Origin of the sequence: Klebsiella sp. 10 (genome assembly GCF_018223925.1) — a bacterium.
GTDB classification, from domain to species: domain Bacteria; phylum Pseudomonadota; class Gammaproteobacteria; order Enterobacterales; family Enterobacteriaceae; genus Klebsiella; species Klebsiella pneumoniae.
Map to the genome: position 1 here is coordinate 123,892 of NZ_JAGRRB010000004.1, position 25,623 is coordinate 149,514.

General features: G+C 61.3%; 25 protein-coding genes. 8 read left to right on the forward strand and 17 right to left on the reverse strand.

The annotated features are described in order from the left end of the window. Nucleotides 1-7: 7 nt before the first annotated feature. The gene (locus KHQ26_RS04785; protein WP_002902399.1) at nt 8-1,207 is read left to right on the forward strand and encodes an aromatic amino acid transaminase; all 1,200 of its coding nucleotides are present in this window, start codon (nt 8-10) and stop codon (nt 1,205-1,207) included. 28 nt (nt 1,208-1,235) lie between these two features. On the opposite strand, the gene KHQ26_RS04790 is transcribed toward KHQ26_RS04785, so the two are convergent. The 3 genes from KHQ26_RS04790 to KHQ26_RS04800 are packed head-to-tail and all read right to left on the reverse strand — an operon-like array spanning nt 1,236 to nt 3,725. Next, nucleotides 1,236-1,904 carry a methionine ABC transporter permease gene (locus KHQ26_RS04790; protein WP_002902397.1) on the reverse strand — a complete coding sequence of 223 codons (669 nt, stop codon included), beginning with the start codon at nt 1,902-1,904 and terminating at the stop codon, nt 1,236-1,238. Further along, nucleotides 1,897-2,910 (reverse strand): methionine ABC transporter ATP-binding protein, encoded by a 1,014-nt coding sequence (locus tag KHQ26_RS04795; RefSeq protein WP_008805160.1) that lies wholly within the window; start codon nt 2,908-2,910, stop codon nt 1,897-1,899. Before KHQ26_RS04795 ends, KHQ26_RS04790 begins: the two co-directional genes overlap by 8 nt. Nucleotides 2,911-2,918: 8 nt before the next feature. Further along, complete coding sequence (locus KHQ26_RS04800) at nt 2,919-3,725, reverse strand: MetQ/NlpA family ABC transporter substrate-binding protein (protein WP_002902393.1); 807 nt, start codon at nt 3,723-3,725, stop codon at nt 2,919-2,921. A gap of 219 nt (nt 3,726-3,944) precedes the next feature. On the opposite strand from KHQ26_RS04800, the gene KHQ26_RS04805 reads away from it, so the two are divergent. Next, nucleotides 3,945-5,120, forward strand: coding sequence for an aminotransferase class I/II-fold pyridoxal phosphate-dependent enzyme (locus tag KHQ26_RS04805; RefSeq protein ID WP_004148182.1), 1,176 nt, complete (start codon nt 3,945-3,947; stop codon nt 5,118-5,120). Nucleotides 5,121-5,164: 44 nt separating this feature from the next. Here KHQ26_RS04805 and KHQ26_RS04810 read toward each other — a convergent pair whose 3' ends face one another. Next, entirely contained in the window at nt 5,165-6,199 is a 1,035-nt protein-coding gene (locus KHQ26_RS04810; RefSeq protein WP_020804016.1) for an NADP-dependent oxidoreductase, read from the reverse strand. Between the two features lie 88 nt (nt 6,200-6,287). Here KHQ26_RS04810 and KHQ26_RS04815 point away from each other — a divergent pair, with 88 nt between their 5' ends. Beyond that, a complete protein-coding gene (locus KHQ26_RS04815; RefSeq protein ID WP_020803975.1) occupies nt 6,288-6,836 on the forward strand; it encodes a TetR/AcrR family transcriptional regulator in 549 nt (182 codons plus the stop codon). A gap of 56 nt (nt 6,837-6,892) precedes the next feature. Here KHQ26_RS04815 and KHQ26_RS04820 read toward each other — a convergent pair whose 3' ends face one another. Then, entirely contained in the window at nt 6,893-7,804 is a 912-nt protein-coding gene (locus KHQ26_RS04820; RefSeq protein ID WP_020804006.1) for an NmrA/HSCARG family protein, read from the reverse strand. Next, entirely contained in the window at nt 7,797-8,666 is an 870-nt protein-coding gene (locus KHQ26_RS04825) for an MBL fold metallo-hydrolase (protein ID WP_020324664.1), read from the reverse strand. The genes KHQ26_RS04820 and KHQ26_RS04825 overlap by 8 nt, the downstream gene beginning before the upstream one ends. An 87-nt stretch (nt 8,667-8,753) precedes the next feature. Here KHQ26_RS04825 and KHQ26_RS04830 point away from each other — a divergent pair, with 87 nt between their 5' ends. Next, on the forward strand, nt 8,754-9,677 hold the full coding sequence (locus KHQ26_RS04830) for a LysR family transcriptional regulator (protein WP_004151594.1): 924 nt from the start codon (nt 8,754-8,756) through the stop codon (nt 9,675-9,677). Here KHQ26_RS04830 and KHQ26_RS04840 read toward each other — a convergent pair. After that, nucleotides 9,651-10,601, reverse strand: a complete 951-nt coding sequence (locus KHQ26_RS04840; protein ID WP_049126161.1) for a LysR family transcriptional regulator — start codon at nt 10,599-10,601, stop codon at nt 9,651-9,653. The genes KHQ26_RS04830 and KHQ26_RS04840 overlap by 27 nt on opposite strands. A 144-nt stretch (nt 10,602-10,745) precedes the next feature. Here KHQ26_RS04840 and KHQ26_RS04845 point away from each other — a divergent pair, with 144 nt between their 5' ends. After that, nucleotides 10,746-11,675, forward strand: a complete 930-nt coding sequence (locus KHQ26_RS04845; protein ID WP_002902287.1) for an aromatic alcohol reductase — start codon at nt 10,746-10,748, stop codon at nt 11,673-11,675. A 25-nt stretch (nt 11,676-11,700) separates the two neighbouring features. Further along, nucleotides 11,701-11,907 (forward strand): DUF1471 domain-containing protein, encoded by a 207-nt coding sequence (locus KHQ26_RS04850; RefSeq protein ID WP_004179576.1) that lies wholly within the window; start codon nt 11,701-11,703, stop codon nt 11,905-11,907. A 50-nt stretch (nt 11,908-11,957) separates the two neighbouring features. Here the strand turns inward: KHQ26_RS04850 and KHQ26_RS04855 are convergent, their stop codons facing one another. Beyond that, nucleotides 11,958-12,836, reverse strand: coding sequence for an AraC family transcriptional regulator (locus KHQ26_RS04855; protein ID WP_020803984.1), 879 nt, complete (start codon nt 12,834-12,836; stop codon nt 11,958-11,960). A 158-nt stretch (nt 12,837-12,994) separates the two neighbouring features. Here KHQ26_RS04855 and KHQ26_RS04860 point away from each other — a divergent pair, with 158 nt between their 5' ends. Continuing rightward, the gene (locus KHQ26_RS04860; RefSeq protein WP_004151596.1) at nt 12,995-13,750 is read left to right on the forward strand and encodes an SDR family NAD(P)-dependent oxidoreductase; all 756 of its coding nucleotides are present in this window, start codon (nt 12,995-12,997) and stop codon (nt 13,748-13,750) included. A 4-nt stretch (nt 13,751-13,754) separates the two neighbouring features. Here the strand turns inward: KHQ26_RS04860 and KHQ26_RS04865 are convergent, their stop codons facing one another. Next, nucleotides 13,755-14,348 (reverse strand): TetR/AcrR family transcriptional regulator, encoded by a 594-nt coding sequence (locus tag KHQ26_RS04865; protein WP_015958263.1) that lies wholly within the window; start codon nt 14,346-14,348, stop codon nt 13,755-13,757. A 73-nt stretch (nt 14,349-14,421) separates the two neighbouring features. On the opposite strand from KHQ26_RS04865, the gene bdcA reads away from it, so the two are divergent. Then, nucleotides 14,422-15,135 carry an SDR family oxidoreductase gene (bdcA, locus tag KHQ26_RS04870; protein WP_009309031.1) on the forward strand — a complete coding sequence of 238 codons (714 nt, stop codon included), beginning with the start codon at nt 14,422-14,424 and terminating at the stop codon, nt 15,133-15,135. Nucleotides 15,136-15,201: 66 nt separating this feature from the next. Here bdcA and KHQ26_RS04875 read toward each other — a convergent pair whose 3' ends face one another. From KHQ26_RS04875 to KHQ26_RS04910, 8 genes are all read right to left on the reverse strand, one after another. Continuing rightward, a complete protein-coding gene (locus KHQ26_RS04875; protein WP_016947221.1) occupies nt 15,202-15,696 on the reverse strand; it encodes a hypothetical protein in 495 nt (164 codons plus the stop codon). 127 nt (nt 15,697-15,823) lie between these two features. Continuing rightward, a complete protein-coding gene (gene tssJ, locus KHQ26_RS04880; RefSeq protein ID WP_020803993.1) occupies nt 15,824-16,366 on the reverse strand; it encodes a type VI secretion system lipoprotein TssJ in 543 nt (180 codons plus the stop codon). Further along, nucleotides 16,344-17,429: a type VI secretion system baseplate subunit TssG gene (gene tssG / locus KHQ26_RS04885; RefSeq protein WP_004176418.1), complete on the reverse strand. Its 1,086-nt coding sequence runs from the start codon at nt 17,427-17,429 to the stop codon at nt 16,344-16,346. Before tssG ends, tssJ begins: the two co-directional genes overlap by 23 nt. Further along, on the reverse strand, nt 17,393-19,147 hold the full coding sequence (gene tssF / locus KHQ26_RS04890) for a type VI secretion system baseplate subunit TssF (RefSeq protein WP_020803998.1): 1,755 nt from the start codon (nt 19,145-19,147) through the stop codon (nt 17,393-17,395). The genes tssG and tssF overlap by 37 nt, the downstream gene beginning before the upstream one ends. A 79-nt stretch (nt 19,148-19,226) precedes the next feature. After that, the gene (gene tssA, locus KHQ26_RS04895; RefSeq protein ID WP_020803979.1) at nt 19,227-20,819 is read right to left on the reverse strand and encodes a type VI secretion system protein TssA; all 1,593 of its coding nucleotides are present in this window, start codon (nt 20,817-20,819) and stop codon (nt 19,227-19,229) included. After that, nucleotides 20,816-24,244, reverse strand: a complete 3,429-nt coding sequence (locus KHQ26_RS04900; protein ID WP_020804002.1) for an ImcF-related family protein — start codon at nt 24,242-24,244, stop codon at nt 20,816-20,818. Before KHQ26_RS04900 ends, tssA begins: the two co-directional genes overlap by 4 nt. After that, nucleotides 24,228-25,367: a hypothetical protein gene (locus tag KHQ26_RS04905; protein ID WP_029497127.1), complete on the reverse strand. Its 1,140-nt coding sequence runs from the start codon at nt 25,365-25,367 to the stop codon at nt 24,228-24,230. Before KHQ26_RS04905 ends, KHQ26_RS04900 begins: the two co-directional genes overlap by 17 nt. Next, nucleotides 25,364-25,621: a PAAR domain-containing protein gene (locus KHQ26_RS04910; protein ID WP_002902252.1), complete on the reverse strand. Its 258-nt coding sequence runs from the start codon at nt 25,619-25,621 to the stop codon at nt 25,364-25,366. Before KHQ26_RS04910 ends, KHQ26_RS04905 begins: the two co-directional genes overlap by 4 nt. Between the last annotated feature and the right edge of the window lie 2 nt (nt 25,622-25,623).

Consider the following 25,623-nt stretch of genomic DNA (forward strand, 5'->3'; position numbering starts at 1 on the left):
AACCACTGTGTTTCAGAACGTTGACGCCTATGCGGGCGATCCTATCCTGTCGCTGATGGAAGCCTTTCAACAGGATCCCCGGGCAGACAAAGTTAACCTCAGCATCGGGCTGTACTATAACGAGCAGGCCATTATTCCCCAGCTGGAGGCGGTCCGTCAGGCCGCTGACCGGCTGCAGAGTCAGCAGCAAAAGGCCAGCCTTTATCTGCCGATGGAGGGGCTGGCGCCCTATCGCCGCGCGGTCCAGACCCTGCAGTTTGGCGACAATCATCCGGCGTTGCGTGCCGGACGCATCGCCACCATCCAGACACTGGGGGGCTCCGGCGCGCTAAAGGTGGGCGCTGATTTCCTCAAGCGCTACTTCCCCGACTCCGCGGTCTGGGTCAGCGATCCAACCTGGGAGAACCACGTTGCCATCTTTGCCGGCGCCGGCTTTGAGGTACATACCTATCCCTGGTTCGACAGCGCCACCCGCGGGGTGAATTTCCCCGCTATGCTCGCCGCCCTCCAGCAGCTGCCGCCGCGCAGCATTGTGCTGCTTCACCCTTGCTGCCATAACCCGACGGGGGCCGATCTCACCCGCGAGCAGTGGGATCGCGTGATTGAGGTGCTGATCGGCAGGGAGCTGATCCCATTCCTTGATATCGCCTACCAGGGCTTCGGCCGCGGACTGGACGAGGATGCCTATGCCATTCGCGCCATCGCCAGCGCCGGGCTGACGGCGCTGGTCAGCAACTCGTTTTCCAAGATATTTTCGCTGTATGGCGAGCGGGTTGGCGGCCTGTCAGTGGTCTGTGACAATGCCGATATCGCCGGGCGCGTGCTGGGCCAGCTGAAAGCCACCGTGCGGCGCAACTACTCCAGCCCGCCGGGGTTTGGCGCCCAGGTGGTGTCGCAGGTGCTCAACGATCCCGAGCTGAATGCCCTGTGGCAGGAAGAAGTGGAGGCCATGCGCACCCGCATCAGCGCCATGCGCGTCGCGCTGGTGAAGGCCCTGCAGGCAGCCCTGCCGGCGGGGGATTTTTCCTATCTGCTGACCCAGCGCGGCATGTTCAGTTACACCGGCTTTAGCGCCGATCAGGTAGACGTTCTGCGTCAAGAGCATGGCATCTATCTGATCGCCAGCGGTCGGGTCTGCGTGGCCGGGCTCAACCACGGCAATATTGCGCGGGTAGCCAGCGCCTTCGCCGCGGTCTGCGCACGCTAGCCGGGTCAACCCCGGCGCGGTAGAGCGATTAATCGCGACGCAGCCGGCGAGCCAGGCGGGTCCCCAGCGTCTGAATAAGCTGGACAATAACAATCAGCACCAGGGCGGTGGTGAGGGTGGCAAAGGCGTCGAAACGCTGATAGCCGTAGGTGATCGCCAGGTCGCCAATTCCGCCGCCGCCCACCGTTCCTGCCATGGCGGTCGCACCAAGCAGGCCGATGGTCGCCGTGGTAAGGGCCAGAATCAGCGATGCCGCCGCCTCCGGCAGCATAAAGTGCCAGACAGTCTGCAGGGGGGTTGCGCCCATGGCGTCCGCGGCCTCGAGGATCCCCTCATCCACCTCCAGCAACGAGCTCTCCACTAGTCGGGCAATATAGGGGGCGACAAAGACGATCAGCGGCACGATGGCTCCCGCGGTGCCGATAGTGGTGCCCACCAGCAGTCTGGTAAAGGGCAGGATCACAATCAGCAAAATGATAAACGGCAGCGAGCGCAGCACGTTAATCAGCGGATTCAGCGCCTGATGCACCACCGGGTTGGCCACGATGCCGCCGGGACGGCAAACCACCAGCACAATCCCCAGCGGGACGCCGATCAGCGCGCCAAAGCCCAGCGAGACGGCGACCATAATCAGGGTGTCATGCAGCGCCAGCAGAAACTGATCGCCGGTGATGGCGGTATCAATAAGATCAAACATGGGTGATTTTCACTCCTGCATCGGCCAGATGGGTGATGGCGCGGTCGGTTTCGTCAGGCTCGCCGAGGAGTTGCACAATCATAAATCCCAGAATCCGGCCCTGAACTTCAGACATGCTGGCAAACAGGATATTCACCTCGACAGCATACTCGCGGATCAGGTGGTTAATGATCGGCTGCTGCGCCGTCGCGCCGATAAATTCGAGGCGTATAGCCCGGGCGCCGTTATCGCGCTGCAGGAGCGACGCCACCCGCTGCGGCAGACGATCGTGCACCACCGACTGCACGAAACTGGCCGTTACCGGATGCTGCGGCTGGGCAAAGAGGTCGAAAACCGTCCCCTGCTCAACGATACGGCCCGCCTGCATCACCGCCACCTTGTGACAGATTTTCTGGATCACCGACATCTCATGGGTGATCAGTACGATGGTGATGCCATACCGACGATTAATCTCCTGCAAAAGCAGTAAGATCTGCACCGTAGTGTGGGGGTCGAGCGCCGAGGTGGCTTCATCGCACAGAAGGACCGACGGGTTGGTGGCCAGCGCCCGGGCAATACCGACCCGCTGCTTTTGTCCGCCCGACAGCTCATTAGGGTAGCTGTGGATTTTGTCGCTCAGATCGACGAACGCCAGCAGTTCCGCCACCCGCGCCTGGATAAAGGCCTTGTCGCGCCCCTGTAAAATAAGCGGGATGGCGATGTTATGAAAAACGGTTTTCGAATTAAGCAGATTAAAATTCTGAAAGATCATGCCGATATCTTTTTTGATCGCCTGCAGGCGCTGGCCGCTGCAGGCCTGTAGCGGCTCGCCGTTTAACAGTACCTCGCCCTCGCCAGGCGTTTCCAGACGATTAATCAGCCGTAATAAGGTGCTTTTTCCTGCCCCGCTGTAGCCAATAATGCCAAAAATATCGCCTCGCTCAATGCTGAGATTAATATCCTGCAAGGCCAGAACCGGATGTCCTTTCCTGGAAAAGCTTTTACTGACGTGGCGAAATTCTATCATCGCGTTATTCATTTTAAATAGTCAGGCAGCAGGTAACCATCATACTGCGGATGGCTGAGAATATATTTTTTGAACTCGGCCGAGTGGTAGCCATCGATAATATCTTTGGCAAACTGCGCCTTCTGATTTTTACCGGCGACGGTCACGACATTAATAAAATGGCTGGTGGCTGCTTCCAGCTTTAATGCCGAGGTCAGGGACATACCGCTGGAGACGGCAAAATTGCCCTGAATCAGGCCATAGTCGACGTCCGGCAGAGCGCGAACCTGCTGGGCATTATCCATCTCTTTTAGGACAATTTTGTAAGGATTATCTACGATGTTACGCTGCGAAAAAGTGGCCGGATCGCTGTCTGGTTTAATTTTCACCCAGCCAAGGCTCTCCAGCACCAGTACCGCGCGATATTCATTTGACGGCTGGTTTGGTACCGACACGACGGTGCCCGCCGCCGGGGTCCCCAGGGTGGTCAGTTTCCCACCATACAGCCCCATCGGCGGCGTGGGGACCTGCACAATGCCCACGTTATCGATCCCCAGCCGCTCATTAATTGCTTTCAGATATACCGGATGCTGCATAATATTCGCTTCGATATCGCCGCGGGCTACCGCGTCATTCACCTGAATACCGTCGCTGAAATCCTTATATTCGATTTTATACCCTTTACTCAATAAATAGGGCGCGACGCCTTTCTCAAATTGTTCTTTATACGGCCCGGGGTTAAAGCCGACGCGGATAAGATGAGCGTCGGCGGCGGCATAAAAAGAGGTGGCCGACAACAGGGCGAGAGCGATCCCGCGCGCAACTGACTTGTTCATAAGGTATTTCCTGGAGGGTTGGCGATATTGAACGATTAAATCACAGCCGACTGTGGGTTGTAAGCCAGAACGCCGAATTTCCTTTTGCTAATTCCTCATTAACTTTTGCTATACCGACATATCTTAAAAACAAGAATCTTTTGCGTATATTGTTATTTAGCCAGCCGCTATAAATCCCTTAAAGATGGTTAATTATTCGTGATTTAAACCGGGAATGTTATGCCTGATTTTACTGCTTCGCCGCTGGTGGACGCCCTGGAAGAGAATCTGTTCAGCCTGCTGGAAAAACTGGCCGCGGAGGTCAACACCGAAGCGCTGCCGCTGATCGATCTTTCCAGCGGCAGTCCGGATCAACCCACCCCGCCGGAAGTGATCGACTCGCTGCAGAGCGCTATTCATCGTCGTGAAAACCATGGCTACCCGTCGTTCTGGGGCAAACCACAGGTCCGCGAGGCGATCGCCCGGTTCTATCGCCGGCAGTATGATGTGGAACTCGATCCGCACAGCGAAGTCGCCGTGTTTCAGGGGTCGCATATCGGTATAGGCGGCATCCCGCGGGCGCTGCTCAGCCCCGGGCAATACCTCATCTCCACCGATCCCTGCTATCCGATTTACCGCTCGGCGGCGCTGCAGTCCCAGGCGGCGTTTTATGGCCTGCCGCTCAGGGCGGAGAACCATTTCCTGCCGGATTTTAACGATCTTCCCCGGGAAGTCGCTGACAAGGCCGGGCTGGTGGTGCTTAACTATCCGCATAATCCAACCGGCGCCCTCGCCACGCCGGCGCTGTTCGCCAGCGCGCTGCAGTTTGCTCGTCGTCACCAGGTGCCGATCCTCCATGATTTTGCCTATGCGGCCATCGGCAGCGCGGCCAGCGATGCGCCGCTGAGCCTCTTCTCCCAGCCCGACGCGAAAGCATGGGGAGTGGAAACCTATACTTTTTCCAAGACCTTTAATATGGCCGGCTGGCGCTTCGGCTTCGCGGTCGGCAACGCCTCGATTATCCGGGCGTTTAAAAAGCTGCACACCCATAGCTACAGTACGGTGTTTGGCGCGATTCAGGATGCGGCGATCGCTGCGCTCAACCTGCCGGCCGAACGGATTGCGCAGCTGACGGCGGTCTATCATCAACGTCGGGAGTGGGTTCTGCGTCGACTGGCTGCGCTGCGCTGGCCGGCGCGTGACGCACAAGGCACTTTCTTCCTCTGGCTCGGCGTACCGCCCGGCTACCGTTCGCAGGAGTTTGCCCGTCTGCTGCTGCAGGAAGCGCATATTCTGGTGGCGCCGGGCACTGGTTTTGGCGCAGGGGGGGAAGGATTTATTCGCATCAGCCTGACCGCAGGGGACGAGGCGCTGAGCAACGCGCTGGACCGTCTTGCCCGGCTGGCGCTGTTTTAGTCCGCCGCCGGGAGAAGCAAAAACGCAACCCTGGCCGTCGGGGATTACCCGGCTGACGAGTCCATCACCGACAGCACGATTTTGCCCTCAAGATGCCCCTGCGCTGCTCGCTCATGCGCCATCTGCGCCTGCGCAAGGGGGAAAACGCTGTCAATTGCAACCTGGATGACCCCGGCGTCCAGCAGGTCGGCAAGCCGGGCGAGCTGCGCGCCGCTGGAGCGTACCTGGGTGGTTGAGACCGTCACTCCGCGCTGTCGCGCCTCTTCCGCCCCGGCAAAGCCGAGCGGAAAGATCGGGTACAGCGCGCCGCCGGGTCGCAGGGTACGCAAAAAACGGCCGCTGGCCGGCCCGCCCGGCGCATCAATGACCAGGTCCAGGTCACGCACCGTCTCTTCCACTGCGGTGGTTGTATAGTCGATAACGCTATCCGCGCCGAGCTGACGTAAAAAGGCTTCATGGCGGCCCGCGGCGACGGCAATCACCTCGGCGCCCTGCCACTTCGCCAACTGCACGGCGAAATGACCGACTCCCCCTGCCGCGCCGTTGACCAGGACGCGTTTACCCGCCAGCGGCACCGGCCGATGCGGCCCCGGCTGCAGCGGATTCGCCACCTCATGCCCGGGATCGATCATGAACTGCCAGGCGGTCAGGAGCGACATCGGCACCGCGGCAGCCTGCTGATGGCTCAGGGTTAGGGGTTTGCGAGCGAGGTCGCTGACCGGCACGCTAACGTACTCGGCGTAAGCGCGGCTGCCCCCTGCCGCCCCTTCGGGAAAACGCGCCATAGCATACACTTCGTCGCCGACCGCCACCTCCCGGACGTCATCCGCCCGCGCCACCACCACCCCGGAGAGATCGGTCCCGAGGATCAAGGGAAAGCGGACCTCGGGCCGCCACTCCGGGGGCAGCTGTTGATAGCCATCGCGCAGATAGCTGTCCGGCGGGTTCACGCCCACCGCGTGCACCTGTACCAGTACTTCACCGGCCTGCAGCACCGGCATGGGCGCATCCTCATAGCTCAGGACTTCCGGCCCGCCAAAGGCGTGCTGTTGAACAGCCTTCATCATCTGCGTCGACATCGCTTTCTCCTCATATGGAAATGCGTTATATTTAACGGAGCACTGTTCCGAATATATGGAGCAGTGCTCCGATTGTCAAGGAACGCCAATGAGAGCTGATGCCAGAAAAAATTATGATCTGTTGATCGACGTGGCCCGGGAAGTGTTTGTGGAGCAAGGCGCCGAGGCCTCGCTGCGCGATATCGCCCGCCGGGCGGGCGTCGGAATGGGAACCCTCTACCGCCACTTTCCCAACCGCGACAGCCTGCTGGAAGCCCTGCTCCGCAGCCGCTTTGCGGCGCTAACCGCCCGGGCTGAGTCGCTTCTGCGCGCCGCCGATCCTGCCGCGGCGCTGCTGGAGTGGCTGGCCGAGAGCGTGGCGTTTACCCATCAGCATCGCGGGATCATCGCCCCGCTGATGAGCGCCATCGACGATCCTGAATCCGCCCTGCACAGCGCCTGCGTTGCCCTGCGCGCCGCCGGTACGTCGCTACTGACCCGCGCGCAGCAGGCCGGGCAGGCACGACCAGATCTCAGCGGAGACGAACTGTTCGATCTGATCGCCGCGCTTGCCTGGCTGCGGGAGCAACCGTCCCATGCCCCGCGCGCAGAGCGGATTTTAGCGGTGCTGGCCGACGCGATCCTGACTGCCGGCTAGCGGCGGCTGGTCACCGACGAGACAGCGCGCCTGGCGGGTGACCAGAACGCCAGCCTTTAACGATCAAACGCCCAGCTGGCCGCGCTGGTCAGCGCCCGCTCGAAGGCGGGACGGCCGGGGCCTGCCAGCCAGCCGGCGAAGGTGTGCAGCTGCGGGTGCAGCTGGCGCAGGGCGTCGAGGTCGGCGTGCCCCGCCAGCCGCCCGTCGTCCACCAGCCTGGTCAGCTTATGCAGAAAAGGACTGGCGGCCAGCACCTCGTCGGAAAATCGCGAATAGGGGATCGGCCGTCCCGCCGCCGCGGAGAATAACCCCTCCAGCTGACGGCCGGTCACGCTGTCGCTGGCGATCTCGAACGTCTTGCCGGCAAACCGCGCCGGCGCGGCAAAAACCGCCGCGACAAGATGGCCGATATCCTCCACCGCCAGCACCTGCATTCTCCCCTCCGGCAGCATAAAAAATTGAAAACGACCTTCATCAAGGCCAAAACCGGGCATCACCAGCAGCTCCATAAAGGTGGCGGGCCGCACGATGGTCGCCGCCAGCGGCAGGCGGCGAATATGCCGTTCAATTTCCGCTTTGGTGTCATAATGCGCTACGCCGGTCGGCGTCTCCCCCGTCGCGCTGCCGGAGCTGTACACCAGATGCTTCACCCCGCACTCGACGGCGAGATCGGCGATGGTTATCCCGTAGCGTACCTCCTGCTCATCGGTCACCGTCCCTCCCGGCGAACTGGGCTGGACGCTGAAGACGCCGTCGACCCCGGCCATCGCCGACCGCATTGCCGCCCGGTCTTCAAAGGTTCCCACGACCAGCTCGGCTCCCCGCGCCGCCAGCGCAGCGGCCCCGGCGGAGAAAGGATCCCTGACCAGCGCCCGAACCCGCCAGCCGCGGTGCAGCAGCGCCCGCGCCACCGAGCCGCCCTGCTGACCGGTGGCGCCAAAAACCAACACGGTTTGCGCATTATTCATCACTGTTCCCCTTATCTGCAGCCTGTTTCCCGGCCTCTCGCCAGCGATAGTCACCTTGCTTATCCTTCTCCAGCCAGCCGCAGGAAGGCCCGGCAAAATGCCCGGTGAACCATTGAGCATGATGGCTTGCCCCCCACGCCATCATCTCCCGTCGCGAGACTTCCGCCTGCCGGGGATCGCCGCAGAACGCTGAATTCCACTGCGGATGGGCAAACTGGATCGGGGAATGCAGAAGATCGCCGGAGAAACAGGCGTAGTCATCTCCGGCGGCGAGGACCAGCGCGGCATGGTCCGGACTGTGGCCGGGGGTGGGAATAAAGTCGATCCGTCCGCCGACCCGCGGCCGGGTCGCCACATCGACGGTCTCCAGCTGGCCGGCCTCAATCACCGGCAGCAGGCTGTCAAGCCACAGCGCCCGGTAGCGTTCGCTGTTTTTCACCCGCGACAGCTCTTTTGCCGAGCACAGATAGCGGGCGTTGGGAAACAGCGGCACCCAGCGATCGTCCTGCCAGACGGTATTCCATCCGACATGGTCGGTATGCAGGTGAGTCAGTAGCACCAGGGTCACGTCCTCCGGGTTCACTCCTGCGGCGCGGAGATTCTCCAGATACGGCGTGTTAAGTTGATGATAGAGCGGATTGCCGCCGCGCTCCCGACCATTGCCGGTGGCGGTATCGATAACAATCAGATCGTGGGGGGTCTGCACCACCCAGCTGTGGATTGACAGCGCAATCGGCTGAATAACGGCCTCCGCCTCCGCTACCGGGAACGCCTCTGGATAGAGCGCTGCCGGCTGCAGGGAAATCTCGCGCTCCGGCACTTTGAAAATCAGGCTATCGCCTGTCTGGTAAGTTTGCATCACTCCCTCCGCGCGCATTGCGCTGGTTGATTTATCGGGGTGATATTCACTATGCTGCCGGGATAACCCACATTCAAATTGATTATCATAATGAACAAAATCATTGAAAATGATTTTAGTCGTATCGATCTGAATCTGTTGACAGTCTTGATGGTGCTGTACCGCGAAGGGAGCGTCACCCGCACCGCAGAGGTGCTGCATCTTGGCCAGCCGGCTATCAGCGGGGCGCTGAAACGGCTGCGAGAGATGTTTGACGACCCGCTGTTCGTGCGCAGCGCCAGAGGCATGCTGCCGACGCCGCGGGCGCAAGCGCTGATGACCGACCTGCAGCCGCTGATGGAAAACCTACATTCGGCGATGTTTGGCGCCGGAGAGTTCGTCCCGGCGCGCGCGCAGCAGCTTTTTCGCATCGGCCTCAGCGACTGGAGCGAACACTGGCTGATGCCCCCGCTGTTACCCGGGCTGATGCAGGAGGCGCCCGGAGTCTCACTGCAGTCGATAGCCGCCGACCCCTTCCAGGTTCGCCAGTTGCTGGAGGAGGAGCGCATTGATGTCGCGGTGTCTGTCAACAAACAGAGCCGTGGGGAGATCGTCAGCGAGCCGGTGATGTCCATGGGAGTCACCACCCTGTGGTCGCCGCAGCAGATCCCCTGCCGCGGTCCGCTGTCGGTGAGCGACTTTGTCGCCTGGGAACATGTGATGGTGGCCTATCGCGAAACCGGCCACGGTGAAATTGACCGCCAGCTCGCCAGCCAGGGGCTCGCGCGGCGCGTGCGCTTTGCCACGCAGAATTTCTCCACCTTTCCCCTGCTGCTGACCACCCTGCCGCTGTTCGCCACCGTCCCGCAGGGGCTGGCGCAGCGCTGGCAGGCGCAGTATGCGCTGCGCGCGGACGCTCCGCCGGTAGCGTATCCGGAATTTACGCTGTGCATTTTGCGGCACAAACGGCGGGCGCAGGATCCGGCGCTGAACTGGCTGGTGACGAAGTTAAAACAGGCCATGCGCGGCCAATAACCGGGCCGATGCCCCGGCATAGGCCTCGCTGTGCGGGGGTTGCAGCACACGCCTGCTCCAGTCATAAAACGCGCGCACCGCCGGCGGCAGATAGCGGTTTTGCGGATAGACCAGCGACAAGGGAAGATCAGAAGCGGCCTGCTCCAGACAGGCGACCAGCGCCCCGCTCTGCAGATAAGGTTGCGCCAGATAGCTGGCGACGCGGATCAGGCCCAGCCCCTGAATGCCGGCCTGAATGTAGGCATCGGTATCGTCGACCACCAGCGTCTCCCGCATGCGGATCGCGCAGTCGCCTTCATCGAGGGAGAAAAGCCAGTCGATGGTCCGCCCGGTACGGTGATTCAGGTAGCCCACCGCCCGATGCTGGTGCAGTTCGTCGATGCTCTGCGGCCGGCCGTGGGCCGCGAGCCAGGCCGGCGAGGCGAGGACCATCCAGCGGTAGCGGGCCAGAGGACGCGCCACCAGGGTGGTGGAATCTTCGATCCGCCCGGTACGGATCACGCAGTCGAATCCCTCCTGAATAATATCTTCCACGTTGTCGCTTGAGCAGAGGATCAGCTCCAGGTCGGGATACTGCTGCAAAAACTCGCCGATCCTCGGCAGAATGCAGTGGCGGGCAAGGGATTGCGGCATCCCTACCTTGAACCGCCCGGCGGGCTGAGCCGAGCGCCCGGGAAAGGAGGCTTCCATCGCCGCCATCTCGGCCAGCAGCCTTTTACACTCCTCATAATACCGGCGACCCTCCGCCGTCACGCTGAGCTTGCGGGTGGTGCGCTGGAGAAGCTGCGCCCCGAGCCAGGCTTCCAGCTCCTTCACCACCCGCGATACCGTGGAGCGCGGCTGCCCGAGCACCTCCGCCGCGCGGGCGAAGCTGTGGGCATCCACGACCGCAACATAGACCTGCATGGCATCCAGTTTGTCCATTTCGTTACCTCCCCCCCCCGGCGCTCATTATCCCAATATTACGAACAGTCTAACCCGAAACGCTGTACTTATCGAATGTCGACCGTCCCCCTACACTGAGCCTGTAGCCCGTCAACACAAGGCTTAACTGAGCAAGGAGTTAAAATGAAAACTGATAATTTTAATCATGCGGAAAAGGTATTGGTGCTGGGAGCGGGACAACTGGGCGCCGCCGTTCTTGATGCGCTGGTGCCTGCGGTAATCGAGCGCCAGGGCACGGTCTCGGTCATCGTCTCGCCGGCGGCCTGGGATGAAGCCGGCCAGCTGCGGTCGGCAAACCATCAGGCGCTGGCCGACGCCGGAGCCACCTTCCTCGCCGTAGACATCGCCGGTAGCGCCATGGAGACGCTGGCCGATCAGTTTCGCGGATTCACCACCGTGATTAACTGCATGGGGTTTGTCGCCGGTCCGGGGACACAGCTGAAAATTACCCGCGCGGTGCTGGCGGCCGGGGTACCCCGCTATTTTCCCTGGCAGTTTGGCGTCAATTACGATGTGGTAGGCAAAGGCAGCGGTCAGCCGGTCTGGGACGAGCAGTACGATGTCCGGACCCTGCTGCGCGCGCAGCGGGCCACGGAGTGGGTCATTGTCTCCACCGGGATGTTTACCAGCTTTCTCTTCGAACCAGACTTCGATGTAGTGAATTTATCCAACCGAACCCTTCACGCCCTTGGCAGCTGGGATACCCAGGTGACCGTCACCTCACCGGCGGATATTGGCCGCCTGACCACGGCGATTTATCTGCATCAGCCGCGGATCGTCAACGAGGTGGTGTTTGTTGCCGGCGAAACGACCTCTTACCGGCAGTTGGCGGATACCGTGGAGCGCGTAACGCAGCAGACGTTCAGCAAAGCCGTCCACACCCTGCCCGCCCTGCTGGAGCAGCTGCGGACAAACCCGGATGACGCCATGCTGCGCTATCGCGCCGCCTTCGCCCGGGGGGATGGCGTGTGGTGGCCGATGGGCGACACCTGGAATGCCCGCCACCAGCTGCCGACCCAGGACATTGCCGGCTGGCTGCAGACCGCGCGCTGATTTTCTCTCACAGGACAGAATGACGATGAACAAGTTAATTCCACTGATCGTATTGAGTTGTCTGCTGCCCCTGGCGGCAAATGCCAGAACCATCACCGCCACCGGCGATACCCTGGACCATGCGGAGAGCAAAATCCGCCAGCAGGCCGCCCGCGAGGGCGCGACTACCTATCGCATCACTGAAGCGCGAATGGGCAACAAAGTGCATATCACGGCGAAAATCGCGGACTAAAGCACCGGCGTCAGGCTCAGGGATGAGCTGCCGGCAGCCCGCGCGCCAGGTCAGGCGCTCATTTTTTCCCGTCGACGATCGCGGCCCGGCGGCGCGCCATACAGGCGAGCGTATTCCCGGGTGAACTGCGACACGCTGATATAGCCCACCTCCCCGGCAGCCTGCGCAATACTCATCCCTTCCGCCAGCATCAGGCGGCGGGCGTGGATCAGGCGTAACTGCTTCTGAAACTGCAGCGGCGACAGCGTGGTCATGGCGCGGAAATGACGGTGAAAGACAGAGACGCTCATCCCGGCGGCGTCGGCCAGCGCGTCGACGCTGACTGGCTGCATAAAATCCCGGCGCAGCATCGCCACCGCCCGGCGGATCCGCGCCGAATGGCTGTCTACGGCGCCCAGCGCCCGGATGGCCGGCCCATGGACACTCTGCAACAGCCAGTAATGCAGCTCCCGCCGCAGACCTTCCCCCAGCACCGCCAGCGCCCCCGGTTGATCAAACAGCCTTGCCAGCCGGTAAGCGGCATCCGTCACATCGGCGTTCATCGGTTCGATACCAACGCGGGGCGCCTCATCCGGCCCTGACGGCCCGGCCTCCTGCAGCTCGCGCAGGATAGCCAGGTCCAGCTCCAGCACCAGCGCGTAATAGGGAAAACGCTGACTGGCCTCGGTGATCTGGCTGGTAGTGGGAACATCCGCGGCAATCACCATCGCCTCGCCCGGACCATAGTCAAAGCTTGCCAGGCCGGTGGTCACGCTCTTACGCCCCTGGAGCAGCATGGCCACCAGCGGCCTGGCGATAGCCGCCTGCAGGTCACCAGGATGCAGGGCCCGCACCAGAGTAATACCGGGAACCGGGGTAACTGCCACCCCGCTGCTATCGACATGAGCATCGGCAAACCGGCGGCAGAGATCGAACAGGGCGTTGCGCATAAGATCCTTTCAGGCAAGTTTTAAAGCCTGAGTATGCGCTATTTCCCGGCAAAAGGGAGCGAACGGAGAGAAATGGGCAAAAAATAACAAGGATTGGGCAACCCGGCCCGGTGAGCCTCCCCTATTGTAAGGACTCCACACACCAGAGAGGACCGAACATGACTAAAATTGCACTTATTACCGGCGCCAACCGCGGCCTTGGCCGTCAGACCGCACTGGATATCGCCCGCCAGGGTGGGGATGTCATCGTCACCTACCGCGGCAGTCTCGAACAGGCGGAAGCGGTGGTCGCCGACATCCGCGCCCTGGGCCGCAAGGCCATCGCCCTGCCGCTGGATATGGCGCAAACCGCCAGCTTCCCGGCCTTCGCCGACAGCCTCGGCAGCGCGCTGGCCAGCGTCTGGGGGCGGGCCACTTTCGACCACCTGATCAATAACGCAGGGCACGGCGAATTCGCCCCGCTGGCCGAAACGCGCGAAGCGCAGTTCGACGGGCTGTTTAACGTCCACGTTAAAGGGGTATTTTTCCTCGTACAAACCCTGCTGCCGCTGCTGGCAGACGGCGGGCGGATCGTTAACTTTTCCTCCGGGCTGACCCGCGTATCCTATCCTGGCTTCTCCGCCTACGCCGCCGCCAAAGCGGCTGTGGAGATGCTGAGCGTGTACATGGCCCGCGAGCTGGGCGGGCGCGGCATCACCGTCAATACCATCGCCCCCGGCGCTATCGCCACCGATTTTGGCGGTGGGCTGGTGCGGGACGACGCAGAGGTAAACGCGCAGTTTGCCGCCATGACGGCGCTGGGACGGGTGGGCGTTCCCGAGGATATTGGGCCGATGATCGCCAGCCTGCTACGCGACGATAACCGCTGGGTAACCGCCCAGCGGATCGAGGTGTCGGGCGGACAAACCATCTGACGACTCAGGCTGGCAGGATGCGCTCCAGCGCCAGGCCTGCCAGCCGCACGGTCTCCAGAAGACGCGGCAGACTATCCCCTTCCCGCGCTTTCGCCGACAGGCCAAGCATCAGCGTATCCATATAGTCAGTCACCCGCAGCGCGTCCTGCGGGCGATGGCGGGCAATATACTGCTGGATTTTGGCTCTTGCCGCAGCATGCCATTCGCCTGCCGCCACCCGGGCATCAGCATCCTGACAATGTACCCCCTCCAGCACCAGGCAGCCGGCGGCGGCCGGATCGGCCACATAGCGGCGAGCCGCCTCCTGCAGTACGGCGATGAGCGACGCCGCCACCGGCTGGTCGTCTCGCAGCAGGGCATCGATGGGAATGGCCCCGGTCTGGCTGTAGCGCTGCAGGACGCGGGTATACAGCCCGAGCTTGCTGCCAAAAGCGGCATAAAAGCTCGGGGGGTTGATGCCGAAAGCCTGGGTCAGATCGGCCACGCTCACCGCGTCGTATCCTCGCGCGTGGAAGAGGCGTTGCGCCGTTTCAATGGCCTGTTCCGCATCAAACTGGCGGGGACGTCCCGGAGTACGCCCTGGTTTTGTAGTGGTCACTATATTAATCCTTGACAGCCTGTTTAGCCGCAGCATATTGTAATCATCACTACAATATCATGAGGTGCGGGATATGACAGCGTTTCACAACAAATCAGTGCTGGTTTTAGGCGGGAGTCGGGGAATTGGCGCGGCGATCGTCAGGCGTTTTGTCGCCGATGGCGCGTCGGTGGTGTTTAGCTATTCCGGTTCGCCGGAAGCGGCCGAGCGGCTGGCGGCAGAGACCGGCAGCACGGCGGTGCAGGCGGACAGCGCCGATCGCGATGCGGTGATAAGCCTGGTCCGCGACAGCGGCCCGCTGGACGTGTTAGTGGTCAATGCCGGGATCGCGCTTTTCGGTGACGCTCTCGAGCAGGACAGCGATGCCATCGATCGCCTGTTCCGCATCAATATTCACGCCCCCTACCATGCCTCCGTCGAAGCGGCGCGCCGCATGCCGGAAGGCGGGCGCATTATTGTCATCGGCTCGGTCAATGGCGATCGCATGCCAGTGCCGGGAATGGCGGCCTATGCGCTCAGCAAATCGGCCCTGCAGGGGCTGGCGCGCGGCCTGGCGCGGGATTTTGGCCCGCGCGGCATCACGGTCAACGTCGTCCAGCCCGGCCCAATTGATACCGACGCCAACCCGGAGAACGGCCCGATGAAAGAGCTGATGCACAGCTTTATGGCCATTAAGCGCCATGGCCGTCCGGAAGAGGTGGCGGGAATGGTGGCGTGGCTGGCCGGTCCGGAGGCGTCGTTTGTCACTGGCGCCATGCACACCATCGACGGAGCGTTTGGCGCCTGATACCCCAGGGCGGCGATGCGCGCTTTGCACCGCCGCCGCGGGAACGTCATCGCCTGTCAGGGATCATCAGGCCAGGCTATCGACCGCCATAAAAAAGCGATCTTCGGTAAGCATAAGCCGCGCTTCCGGGGACTGGTGCGCCTTGCGGATCATCCAGCCCTCCTCCGGGGCCAGGCTCAGATAAAACACCTCCCGGGATCCCGCGCCGTCGGGCGCCTCAAGACTCAGGGTCACGATCCCCATTTCCACGCCATCCAACAGCTGCTGCGGCACGATATTGACGCTGCGCTCGCCGTTTTGCAGACGAATGGCCGGGATATCGTAGCGGCAGATGCCGCTGTTGAGGCTGTAGCCAAGGGTACTCAGGTCGTGGAGATGGCGGGTCGAAATCACCACCTCAATACCGGTTCCATCAAACCACTGACTTATCTGCTGTGCCAGCGCCGCCATCTGCTGACGAAACCTGGCGATATCCGCGGCGGCCGACCCGTCGAGGGCCGCTGTCCGCCGCGGATTTTGCTGTTGCTGCAGTTTCTTAAAAAAACGTTCCCTCGCTGTCACGTTATCCCCCTGTGCTGTGATGAAACCGGTTGGGCTGGATGAAGATGGTTATCGCCCGTTCGCTGGTTACGAAGATTGAGGGCGAACTGGCGCGATGGCCCCGCCGCAAATGTTTGTTTTTTTTACGTTACTTCGCCGCTTCAGGCCTGAGCCGTAGCTGGTTGTGTTCGGCGGCGAAAATGCGCGGCTTGTCCGGATCCAATTCCTCACGCGCCAGCACCTGCTTCCAGGTATTTCTTTGTGTGTCCGGATGGCGGAACAGGCCGACAACCGCCACGAACGTCGCCTCCGCTTCCAGCGGCATATTCAGACTGGCGTCCCCTCCGGGACCGATCACCACATCGCGACTGGCGAGGAGATCGGCGGCGAGCAGAATATCCCCCTCCTCCAGCAGCTGCTGGTAAACCAGCCGGTCAAAGGTCTGGCGATCTTTAAGCTGATAGATGCGCACCACCACCGGTTCAGAGAGCGAGTGATTCTCTCTGGCATCGGTGTTGAGCGCTTCGCGCGCGGTAAAGTCCAGATGCAGCGTATTAATTTTCTTATAAAAAACGGCGTTGAAGGCAGACTTTGTTCCCTCCGAGACGCGCTGGGTGAGTCCGCATCCGCTCAGGCAAAGCGCAAGCAGGGGCAGCAGACAGGCGGTTTTAGTCAAACTTATACGTAACACGTCGGTTTCCTTGTAGAAAGGTGGCAGGCTGCAGGCCCGTATAGGTACCCAGCTCGGTGGTAAAGGTCTGAGGAATATCGTCCTCACTCTCGCCCTCACCCACGCCCAACACGCCGTTCATACCGAGCCAGAACGGCTCGTCCCCCAGCGGCGGGACAGCCAGCAGTCGGGTCGGCGCGGTCAGGGTGATGTTGGCCCGGAATCGCCAGCCGAGGTATACCCGCAGCAGGATGAGAAAGTCCCGAAACAGCGGGCCGTCAGGCTTCCAGCCCTGCGCCTCCGCGGGATTGTCGGTGGTAAGGGCGACGAGGAGCTGGCTGCTGGCATCCATCGCTTCGTCACCCAGCGGCGTATTGCCGTCCAGGAAGAAGTCGTCATCGCCGTAAAACCCCAGCGGCTGGCTGATCGCCACCGGACGCAGGCTGTACGGGCTCACCCTGACGGTGGTCTCCGGGGCCAGCAGGGTGACCAGCGCCTGGATCCCCTGCTGGGTTTTGCCCGGCTGACGCAGCACGCCGGTTAGCGCCAGAAAGCGCGACGCCGGCGAGGCGATATGCTGCGTCGTGCCGGGGATGCCCAGCCCCGCCAGGCCCAGTAGCGACTGCGAGAGACGATCGGTGCCGCCGGGCTCAAAGGTGGCGGGCCAGGAGTATTTCCGCCAGATGCGGTAAAACTGCGTCATGATCCGGTGGCTGAAGATATCCAGTAAGCCCTGCAGCGCTTCATGCCCTTCCCTGTGCTGGGCGATATCATCGAGATATGCCGTCGGGAGCGGCGAATCGACACCGTACAACCCCATAAAGGTGGTGCGAATGACCGGCGGCCTGCTGTCATCGGCCTCATCGTATTCCACGGCTTTCAGTTCGCTGGCGGGAAATCCCATTCCCGGATGCGGGTAAAAACGCACCGGATCGTCAGCCGGATGGCTGGTTCCCCCCATCAGCGGTTGGCCGGGACGCCGTTTTTCCAGAAGCTGGCAGAAGCGGTAAAAATTGATCCGCGGCAGGTCGGCCTCCAGTCGCGGGGTCAGCCGGGAATGCGGCGGCTGTGCTTCTCTTCCCATTCCAGTCGTTCTCCGGTTGGTTGCAGAATGATAATCAGGCGGTTGAACAAGTAGATGTCGGTGTAGAGCGCGAAGAAGCGGCTAAGCATCTCGCCAAACAGGCATATATCGCCTCGTCCGGCAAAGCCGTGACTGTCGAGGGTGACTTCAATCTGCACACCGCGCACCAGATGGCCCTGTGCAAAGCACTCTGTTGCGCGGTGCTTCACGTCGAGGATGGCTTCCAGACGCCGACGATTCATCTCGCTGTCGGTCCATTCATACAGCGCCAGGGTGCCGCGCAGGACCTCCGCGTTATCCATCAGGGAAAGAAAACTGCTGCCCAGATGGCTCAGCACCCGCCAGTGAAAACGGTCCTGGGCGGGGGGATAGCACGGCAGCGTCGGCGCGCAGAGGTTACGCACTGCAATACTGGCGGAAGTGGTTTTCATCACCGTATCGAGCACGGTGCTCTGCAGCGCGCGACGCGGCAGCTGGCCGTTGGTTCCGGTGAGGGTCAGCGACAGGCTTTCATCTTCCGGTACGGTATGATTATCAAAGGCTTCTCCGCCGACGATAAGCCAGGTGTTGTACAGCCCGGAGGGGCCACGGCGCACCCGGGTATGATAGTAATAGTCCGCCGCGTCATGACGCATCATTCCGCCTTTGTGGCGAAAACTTGAGAACGGCGCGTAAACCTGCTGGTGTGAGGAGATCACGGAATCGACGGTGTAAATTTCGGTGTGGCCGTCCTGCACGCGCATCGGGCGCAGCGGGTATTCGGTCTGCAGGGAATTGATGGTCAGCGGATCGGACTCCAGCGGAAACAGGTTGATCACTGGCACGCAGTGCAGGCGCAGCTGCTTTTCGCTGAAGCGGAAGTCATGTTCCCAGCGTTCCGCCAGCACGACGTCGATTTCAAACCACGCCAGTCCGGCCGGAAAAGCCACCGTCTCCAGCCCGCGCAGATCGATGAACATGAACTTTTCGCGGAAGGTAAAATACTCCAGCAGCAGCTGGTAACCGCGAAAACTGCGGCCATCTTCAGGCCAGAGGCCGTCATCCTCGCCAAATCCCAGCGCGCTGAAATACCCGTCCAGCGGCCTTCTGTCCACCTCATCGGGCATGCGCAGCCACATCCGGGCCACATTGAGGGTAAAGGCCTCGTGCATGGCGCAGGCCAGCGGCGCATCGGCGTTGCAGTACAGCGGGATATGACTGAGATCGACCCGGCGCCAGTCCGTCAGCTGGCTGCAGGTAAAGCGCAGCGTGATCACCGACCGGCCATCCGTATCGGTGGCCAGCTGGACGCGTTCCAGGGATAACGGCTGCAGAGCGATCGCTTTGGTGGTGGTGTACCGGCAGCGCGTGCCCTTTTCACCGATCGGCCGGGAAAGCACTTCAAAGCCTTTGGCCATCGTCATCGGCTCTTTCATTTCCGGCCAGTCGGGGGTGAACTCCACGACCGACATCGAGGGAATGGTACGTAAATAATGTGGCCACAGCAGACTGACCACGCCTTCGGTCAGCTCAGGCAGATCGTCATCGAGTTTCTCGCGCATGCGGCCCATCAGGAAGGCAAAACCTTCAAACAGGCGCTCGACAAAGGGGTCGCGGGCGCCCGCTTTGTCGAGATTGAGCATTGCCGCCTGCTCAGGATGAGCGCGGGCAAACTCTTCACCCGCTTCCAGCAGGTAGCGCATTTCAGCGTCGTAATAACGCAAGGTTAAATCGTCCATAAATCACCAGTATGAGTAATAGCTTTCAGATATGCAGAGAACCGCAGGTGCAGGGAGTGCAATGTGAATGATGCGTGAATTATGCGCACAGCACCGCGGCGCGAGCAGGATCCAGAGCGATGAGCCCGGCAAGCAATGACTCCATTTCTGGCAGCAAGCGATTTTTTTCTGCCTCACTGCGCCCGGCCTTGCCTCTGAGCAGCCGGAGTCGGCGGGCTTTGACCTCAAAGATAAGCTCCGGCTTCCATTGTTCGAGCGTCATTTCCCGGGCGCGGCTGTCGAGTTCCGCCAGCAGATGCAGCGCCATTTCATTTTTTCCGTACTGCTCGCTGACCCGCGCCATCAGTAAGCGCATCAGCCACCGATTGCGGCTGGTGGTATAGCCCGGCTGCGCCTGTAACCAGTTCAGCGCCGACTCAATACCTTCATCGTCCGCGCGGGTGAGCACTTCTGGCTCCAGCGACAGCACCTCATCAGCGCTGGTCGCCGCCATTACCGGCTCATCTTGCCATCCGGCCATCTCATCCAGGACACGTTCGTTAAGCCAGTTGAGCGTCACTTCATCGGCGAATGGCGTACCATCGTTAAACGCCAGGGTTTCCAGCCCCGGCAGACGAGCCAGCAGCCCTTTCATATCCCGGCACAGGATATCGGCCCGTACACTGTCAGCATCCAGTTTCAGCAACGCCTGCCAGGCGTACCACTGCACATCCAGCCACAGATGGTTGACGCCTTGCGCCAACAGCGTGTCCGTATGCTCCAGCAGTTCCGACCAGCTTTTCTGTAAATACAAACGCTTAAGATGGGCTTTACTCTCAGGCTTGGGAGGCAATAGCCGTGTCCGGCCGGAGGCATCCAGCGGCGGTAACTCCGTTAACGTATCCCAACGCACACTCTTCATCAGATGATGACCTGCCAGCCATCCGCCGGGACACTCACGCAGATATTTCGCCAGCACCTTAGCCTGATCGAGCAAATCACGACCTGACGTGACGGTATGCATTACCGGTGCGGTGTCCGTATGTTGGGGTAGCAGATCGTGTTCTTCGCGGCTGGTCTGCGGCACCAGACTGTGGGCTCCGCCGCTTTGCACCAGGCGGTTCTCCAGTATCTGATATAGCCCGGAAAGATCGGGGCGAGATGCTTCAGCCAAGCCGGAAAAAGTGGCTTCCGCCAGCAATAACGCCCCGATAATGACCTGCATAGTGGTCATGTCGACTTCCGGATAAAGAGACAGGCTGTCCGACATCCGGCGACTGCCAAGCCATTCCAGCGCTGATTTACAGCTACGTTCACGCTGGGGATGGAGCATAGCCCCAAACCGCTCAAGCATTGCCGCCAGCAGCGTAACGCCCTCCGCCAGACCGGTTTCGCCATCCTGCTGCAGACGCGCCCACACGTAAAAGGTGATCACGCGCAGATCCTTGCAGGTCTGAGTCAGCAGTTTTTCTGCCAGCTGGCAAATCAGTACGGTATCGACACCGGAGATCTTATTGACCTCCTCGCGGATACGCTGAAAATCATCGTCATAGCCCGGATCGCTCCCGGTGGGCTGGCTATCACTGATTGGCGAAAGCCAGGATTGCCACTGCGCCTGACGTGACCGGGCCTGCTGGCGCAGTACGCTTTCATCCAACTGACTGGCGGCAACCAAATTTTGTAAAATACTCATAATTCCATCTCATCCATGTCACTATTCCCTAACCCCGTCGTCAGGGCCTGTGCGCTCTCAGCCGCATCGACAGTGAAAATCTGATCCGGCAGGGTCAATCCGCGCAGCGCCAGAAGCGCCAACGGGCCGCTCCCAAGCTGGGAGCGCAATACCCACTGCAGGGTGCGGCCATCCGGGGCGGTGAAGCTCATCATCCACTGGCTGCGATCCAGCGGATGGCGTTTACCCTGCTCCAGCCAGCGAATAAAGCCCCAGGTACCGCTGTAGTCACCGAACAGACGCGTGCCCGCATTGACGGTGGTCCAGGTCAGCAGAGTGCCGGGTTTATACGTCTCCCCCGGCCAGCGGAAAGTCTGCCAGTCGGCCATCTGATTGAAATAGCGCAGCTTTTGGCCGTCTATCGTCAGCTGTGTCTCGACAACCTCCGGGGCAGGCCTGGCCTGTAACTCAAAGCTGATCCCCTGGCTGCCGTCGGTGAAAAGAATGTCGGACAGCTGGCTTAGCTGGTTGATCGCGCGCAGAAAGGCCGGATTAAAGACCAGGCCGTGACTGTTGACCTTATCCGGCACCCAGTGACTGCCTTCTTTATGCAGGACACCGTTCAGCTCCGTCGTGAGAAAACGTTCGATTCGCCCGCTGTCTTTGCGCACAAACTCAGCCAGCATCGGCAGGGAGGCGTCGCTTTTGCTGGCGGCAAACGGAAAGCGTCCGTCAAAGGCGGTGTGCCAGTTGGCGACCACCGAACGGCGCCATTTATCATTCAGACTGGTCGCCGATGGCAGAAGCACGGTTTCCCAGGCCTGAGTCAGCGGCTGCACAAACAGAGTATTACCGAAGCCACTCCACTCTTCGCCAAGGCTTGCCGAAATCAGGCTACCGTACTGTTGCGTGTCGGTCAGGTCGACGCTTTTCCCCTGGAAGACGGTCTGCGCCAGGACCTGCATCATTTCCTGCGGATCGGAGGCATTCGCAACCTGCTGCAGGCGCAGGCGCACGCGGGTGATACGGGTCAGATAGGTTTGCAGGCTCAGGGTGCTATCGGCCGACATGACGTTGCTGCCCGTGTTTTTCCCCATCAGCTGGAGCAGTGGGCCGAACGTGTCATCCAGAGGCCCCTGCGGGCCGGCTGCCGACTGGTCGATGACCGGCTTGTCTTTCCCGCCCACCAGATCTTTGGCCGATTTAATAAGGCTGTCCGACAGCCCCTCCCTTTGTTGCCCCGCCTGCCCCTGCCAGGCAAGGGTATTCATCAGTGCAATCAGCGGCGACTGGCGGACATCGCTTATCAGCGTGAGCTGGTCGGTAACATCGGCAATGGTGGTCGCCGGGTTGAGTCGCAGACTGTTGAGAAAATTCAGCCAGCTGCCGGCGAAATCGGTGAAGTAGCGTCGGGTCAGACGCGCTTTCAGCGCCTCCGGCGACAGGTCTGTCGACATCGTTTTGCGCGAATCGCTCAGCACCCAGTCGATTTCCTCCCGGCGCGAGCTGGCTGCCTTATCAATGGCCTGCTGAATGCCGCCTTCCCATGCCTGGCGGGTAAACATCCCCGGGACCACTTCATTGGTGGTAAACAGCCGGCGCGCGTCGGTGCCACTGGTCATGTCTTCAAGCGACACATCGGCAAAATTACGACGCACGGATTTGAGCATGTTCTCATATAAGGTGCTTTCGGCATTGCGGCGACCTAGCTGCTGCAACAGAACCTGACGGCTCTGACTCACCCGTTGCGCATCCGGGATGATCTTCCACTCTGGCCGCTCGGGCAGCAGGGAGAGATAAAAGGCCCACAAATCCGGCGCCAGACTTTGCCACAGACCGGTCGAGATCCCCATTCGCGTCGGCTGGACCGTTTTCATGGTCTGCGCGAAAAATGCGCCATCGGCTTTATCCGGACGAGCCATCATCAGCCAGGCTTTCAGCTGGTCATAGCCCGGTTTCGCCAGCCTGGCTCGTTGGTCGCTATTGGGGGCGGAGTTGACCAGCGCGTTGAGCGCCTGCTGCAACGCGGCATTGGCCGGGTCACGTATCAGGCGATGATTTGCCACACCGTACCAGGGTAGGACGGCGTTTAATAGTTGCTGATGATGGTCCAGACCAAAGCGCCGATACCAGGGTGCTCCCTTCTGCCCATCGTGCACGAGACGGCCGGCCTCATTGCGCAGGGCATGGAGGGCCGTCAGTTGATAGTCAGAAACGGAGGGGTGGGCCACCAGGTCGCGGGCTTTTCCCGCTACCGAAGCAATCTGACTGTAATTGAGGGCAAAGGAGAGCAGCAATCCCGCCGCCCACAGGCCGAGGATCGCCAGCAGACCGCACGCCAGGCCCCGCTCCCACGCCATTCCCACGTGATGCCCGCGTAAACGGCGGCAGTCATCGACGATCCCCTGCCAGGTCGCGGGCAGCGTCAGGAGATGAGGCTGGCTCGCAGGCGAGGTATCAGCTTCCTGATACGGATCCACGGCGCGAGGTTCTGGCAGGCTAAACATCAGGCCTCGCAGCGCAAGCCGCTGCCGCGAGGTGGTCAGCCACGGCGCCAGCTGCCGGCGCCATTGTGCGATCTCCCCGTCGATAAGCTGCTGCCCCAGACGCAGCAGGAAGTCGTGGCGGCTCTCCTCCGCGATCTGGTGCATCCCCTGCTCCCGCAGCGTGGGCAGCATTTGCGCAAGCTGACGGGCGACATCGTCCTCAGTGGCGCGCAACGGGAAGCTAACCCCTACCGCCTGCACCGCGCGGTCAGCCTGCGGCCACTCACTGTCGCACAGTTTCCATAACCAGACCGGGGCGGCATAGCCCAGCAGTTCGCTGATTTTTTCCAGCCCGTGCAGGTCGCTCTCGCTTATCTGCGGCGTCAGGGTCAGAGACGACGGCATCACCCGCACAATCCCGTCCAGAGGACGGCCACGGCGCAGCTTGCGCAGCGCGGCGTATTTTTCTTGGTCGGGCTCTGTGATCAGGTTACCGCCGTAAATCAGCACAGTGCGGTTACCTTCAAGCCACTGCTGCTGACGCAGACCAGGCGCCAGTTGTTCGATTTCTGCCTCGTCGCCGGTAACCAGCAGCAGGCGGACTTTGCGCCGCCAGCGCAGGCGGTAACGTGCGTGAAGGTGCTTTTTCAGCGGGGCATAAAGGGCTTCGCGCCCGGCGGGCCTGGTGGGTTGCCGCACAGGCGCTGCTGAAGGCTTAACCTTATCTTTTATCAGCAGTCGAAAGGCCATAAACCCCAGTACCAGCAGGCTGAGTGCCATCCCCCAGATAATAAAGCCCGTGGCGATAAGCGGGCGCAGCGTTTCCCACTGCGTGGCACGATCCATCGCCCATAGCCACCATGCCAGCCCGCCCAGGAGCACCAGAAGCGTGACCGCAGCAATACAGACGATAACCGTAGCCGCCACAGAGATAGCTGCAGGTTTATTGACGTTGTCCATCAGGTTTTACAATTCCAATTGCGAGGGTATTCAAGGGATCGCGGGCTAGCCAGCCACACGGTTGTTGGTAGTGCGCGGCGTAGATCGCCGCCAGCGACAGGACGGTCAAGCCTTCCATCTCGCCGATGTCTCCCCAACAGGCATCCTGGCGATACAGGTTGATATCCCAACCGCTGTGCGCCAGCGCTTCCAGCCCCGGCTGAAAAAACAGCGCACAGGCTTCCGGGGGGCCGCTCAGTTCGTTCTGCTCCAGCACACGAGCGGCTACAGCAGTCAGGGCCTCCCCTTTTTCTGCGCAATAGGTTTCCCCCCTGGTCAGGTGCACCGGACCGTCTCGTCCGGCGAGCCACAGTACCGCAGACTCTCCGGCGGGTTGCACCGCCCCCGTCTGGGCGACAACCACCTGACATCCGGCGATAAGCACAGTGTCATGGGGGTCAGCTTCCGCCAGAGCGTGTGCTATCTCCGCGAGGCTGGCCTCCCCACGCCAGGCATGCGGGCGTGAGGGTAGTGTCATCTGCGCAACAGTGAGGGTCATCTGTGCACGAAACGCCTGCCAGGCGAGCTCCGTTCCCTGCCAGTAGCAACGCAGCGGCGGCGTAAGCGTTCTTTCACTGCGCTGTCGTTGCCATTCCATCACCAGTAGTTCCGCCAGCCGTTTTTCGCGGGCGATAGCCTCAGAAACTGAAAGGTATGGCGCTCGCAGCGCCCTGCCGCCGCCCTCGTTCTCTTCCTCTGGCGGACGCTGGTGACGGCTTAGCACCCGCAGCCAGTCAGTGGTCGTTTTGCCCATGGGCCCCAGCAACAGACCTTCCTGTAACCCGATCGGCTGCCGATGCTCCGCCCACCATTGCTGTTGTTCGTATGCCACCAGTTGGTCATAGAACTTGGCGTTATGCACGCTCATGCGGTAGTACAGCAGCCGGATCAACCAGCCGGTACCTGCCAGCACCAGAGCCAACAGGATCCCGGTGGCGGCCAGGGCGCTTTTCCCTTCTGACGAGGCAAGTAAAGCGCTGACCCCGCCGCTAAGCAGGACCAGCAGGGCCGAAGCCGATAGCCACCTGGCCGTACCAGGCGGTCGCGCGTCTCCGTACGGGGGATACTCCGGTACCGGCCTCACTGATCAACCCCGCAGTCTGGGTTAGAGCTGACCAGCGTGCAGCCGCAGGCGCAGCGATGACCGTGCAGCGCAACCGGCTGGCCATCAATCGTGGTTCGTGCGCTGCCTTCAGCAATGGTCGTCATACCGTGTTTGTTACACTTGACCGGGTCGCCCTTGCAGGCGAATCCCAGACCAAAACACTGATAATGCCCCATCAGCACCCTGCCCCCATACTCCCGCAGGGTATCGCCTTTGCGAATGACTTTATTCATCG

What these genes read in the sequence shown, in the direction of transcription:
- KHQ26_RS04790 (WP_002902397.1), bottom strand. Translation starts at nt 1,904, where the DNA reads ATGTTTGATCTTATTGATACCGCCATCACCGGCGATCAGTTTCTGCTG.
- KHQ26_RS04795 (WP_008805160.1), bottom strand. Translation starts at nt 2,910, where the DNA reads ATGATAGAATTTCGCCACGTCAGTAAAAGCTTTTCCAGGAAAGGACAT.
- KHQ26_RS04800 (WP_002902393.1), bottom strand. Translation starts at nt 3,725, where the DNA reads ATGAACAAGTCAGTTGCGCGCGGGATCGCTCTCGCCCTGTTGTCGGCC.
- KHQ26_RS04805 (WP_004148182.1), top strand. Translation starts at nt 3,945, where the DNA reads ATGCCTGATTTTACTGCTTCGCCGCTGGTGGACGCCCTGGAAGAGAAT.
- KHQ26_RS04810 (WP_020804016.1), bottom strand. Translation starts at nt 6,199, where the DNA reads ATGTCGACGCAGATGATGAAGGCTGTTCAACAGCACGCCTTTGGCGGG.
- KHQ26_RS04815 (WP_020803975.1), top strand. Translation starts at nt 6,288, where the DNA reads ATGAGAGCTGATGCCAGAAAAAATTATGATCTGTTGATCGACGTGGCC.
- KHQ26_RS04820 (WP_020804006.1), bottom strand. Translation starts at nt 7,804, where the DNA reads ATGAATAATGCGCAAACCGTGTTGGTTTTTGGCGCCACCGGTCAGCAG.
- KHQ26_RS04830 (WP_004151594.1), top strand. Translation starts at nt 8,754, where the DNA reads ATGAACAAAATCATTGAAAATGATTTTAGTCGTATCGATCTGAATCTG.
- KHQ26_RS04840 (WP_049126161.1), bottom strand. Translation starts at nt 10,601, where the DNA reads ATGGACAAACTGGATGCCATGCAGGTCTATGTTGCGGTCGTGGATGCC.
- KHQ26_RS04845 (WP_002902287.1), top strand. Translation starts at nt 10,746, where the DNA reads ATGAAAACTGATAATTTTAATCATGCGGAAAAGGTATTGGTGCTGGGA.
- KHQ26_RS04850 (WP_004179576.1), top strand. Translation starts at nt 11,701, where the DNA reads ATGAACAAGTTAATTCCACTGATCGTATTGAGTTGTCTGCTGCCCCTG.
- KHQ26_RS04855 (WP_020803984.1), bottom strand. Translation starts at nt 12,836, where the DNA reads ATGCGCAACGCCCTGTTCGATCTCTGCCGCCGGTTTGCCGATGCTCAT.
- KHQ26_RS04860 (WP_004151596.1), top strand. Translation starts at nt 12,995, where the DNA reads ATGACTAAAATTGCACTTATTACCGGCGCCAACCGCGGCCTTGGCCGT.
- bdcA (WP_009309031.1), top strand. Translation starts at nt 14,422, where the DNA reads ATGACAGCGTTTCACAACAAATCAGTGCTGGTTTTAGGCGGGAGTCGG.
- tssG (WP_004176418.1), bottom strand. Translation starts at nt 17,429, where the DNA reads ATGGGAAGAGAAGCACAGCCGCCGCATTCCCGGCTGACCCCGCGACTG.
- tssF (WP_020803998.1), bottom strand. Translation starts at nt 19,147, where the DNA reads ATGGACGATTTAACCTTGCGTTATTACGACGCTGAAATGCGCTACCTG.
- tssA (WP_020803979.1), bottom strand. Translation starts at nt 20,819, where the DNA reads ATGAGTATTTTACAAAATTTGGTTGCCGCCAGTCAGTTGGATGAAAGC.
- KHQ26_RS04900 (WP_020804002.1), bottom strand. Translation starts at nt 24,244, where the DNA reads ATGGACAACGTCAATAAACCTGCAGCTATCTCTGTGGCGGCTACGGTT.
- KHQ26_RS04910 (WP_002902252.1), bottom strand. Translation starts at nt 25,621, where the DNA reads ATGAATAAAGTCATTCGCAAAGGCGATACCCTGCGGGAGTATGGGGGC.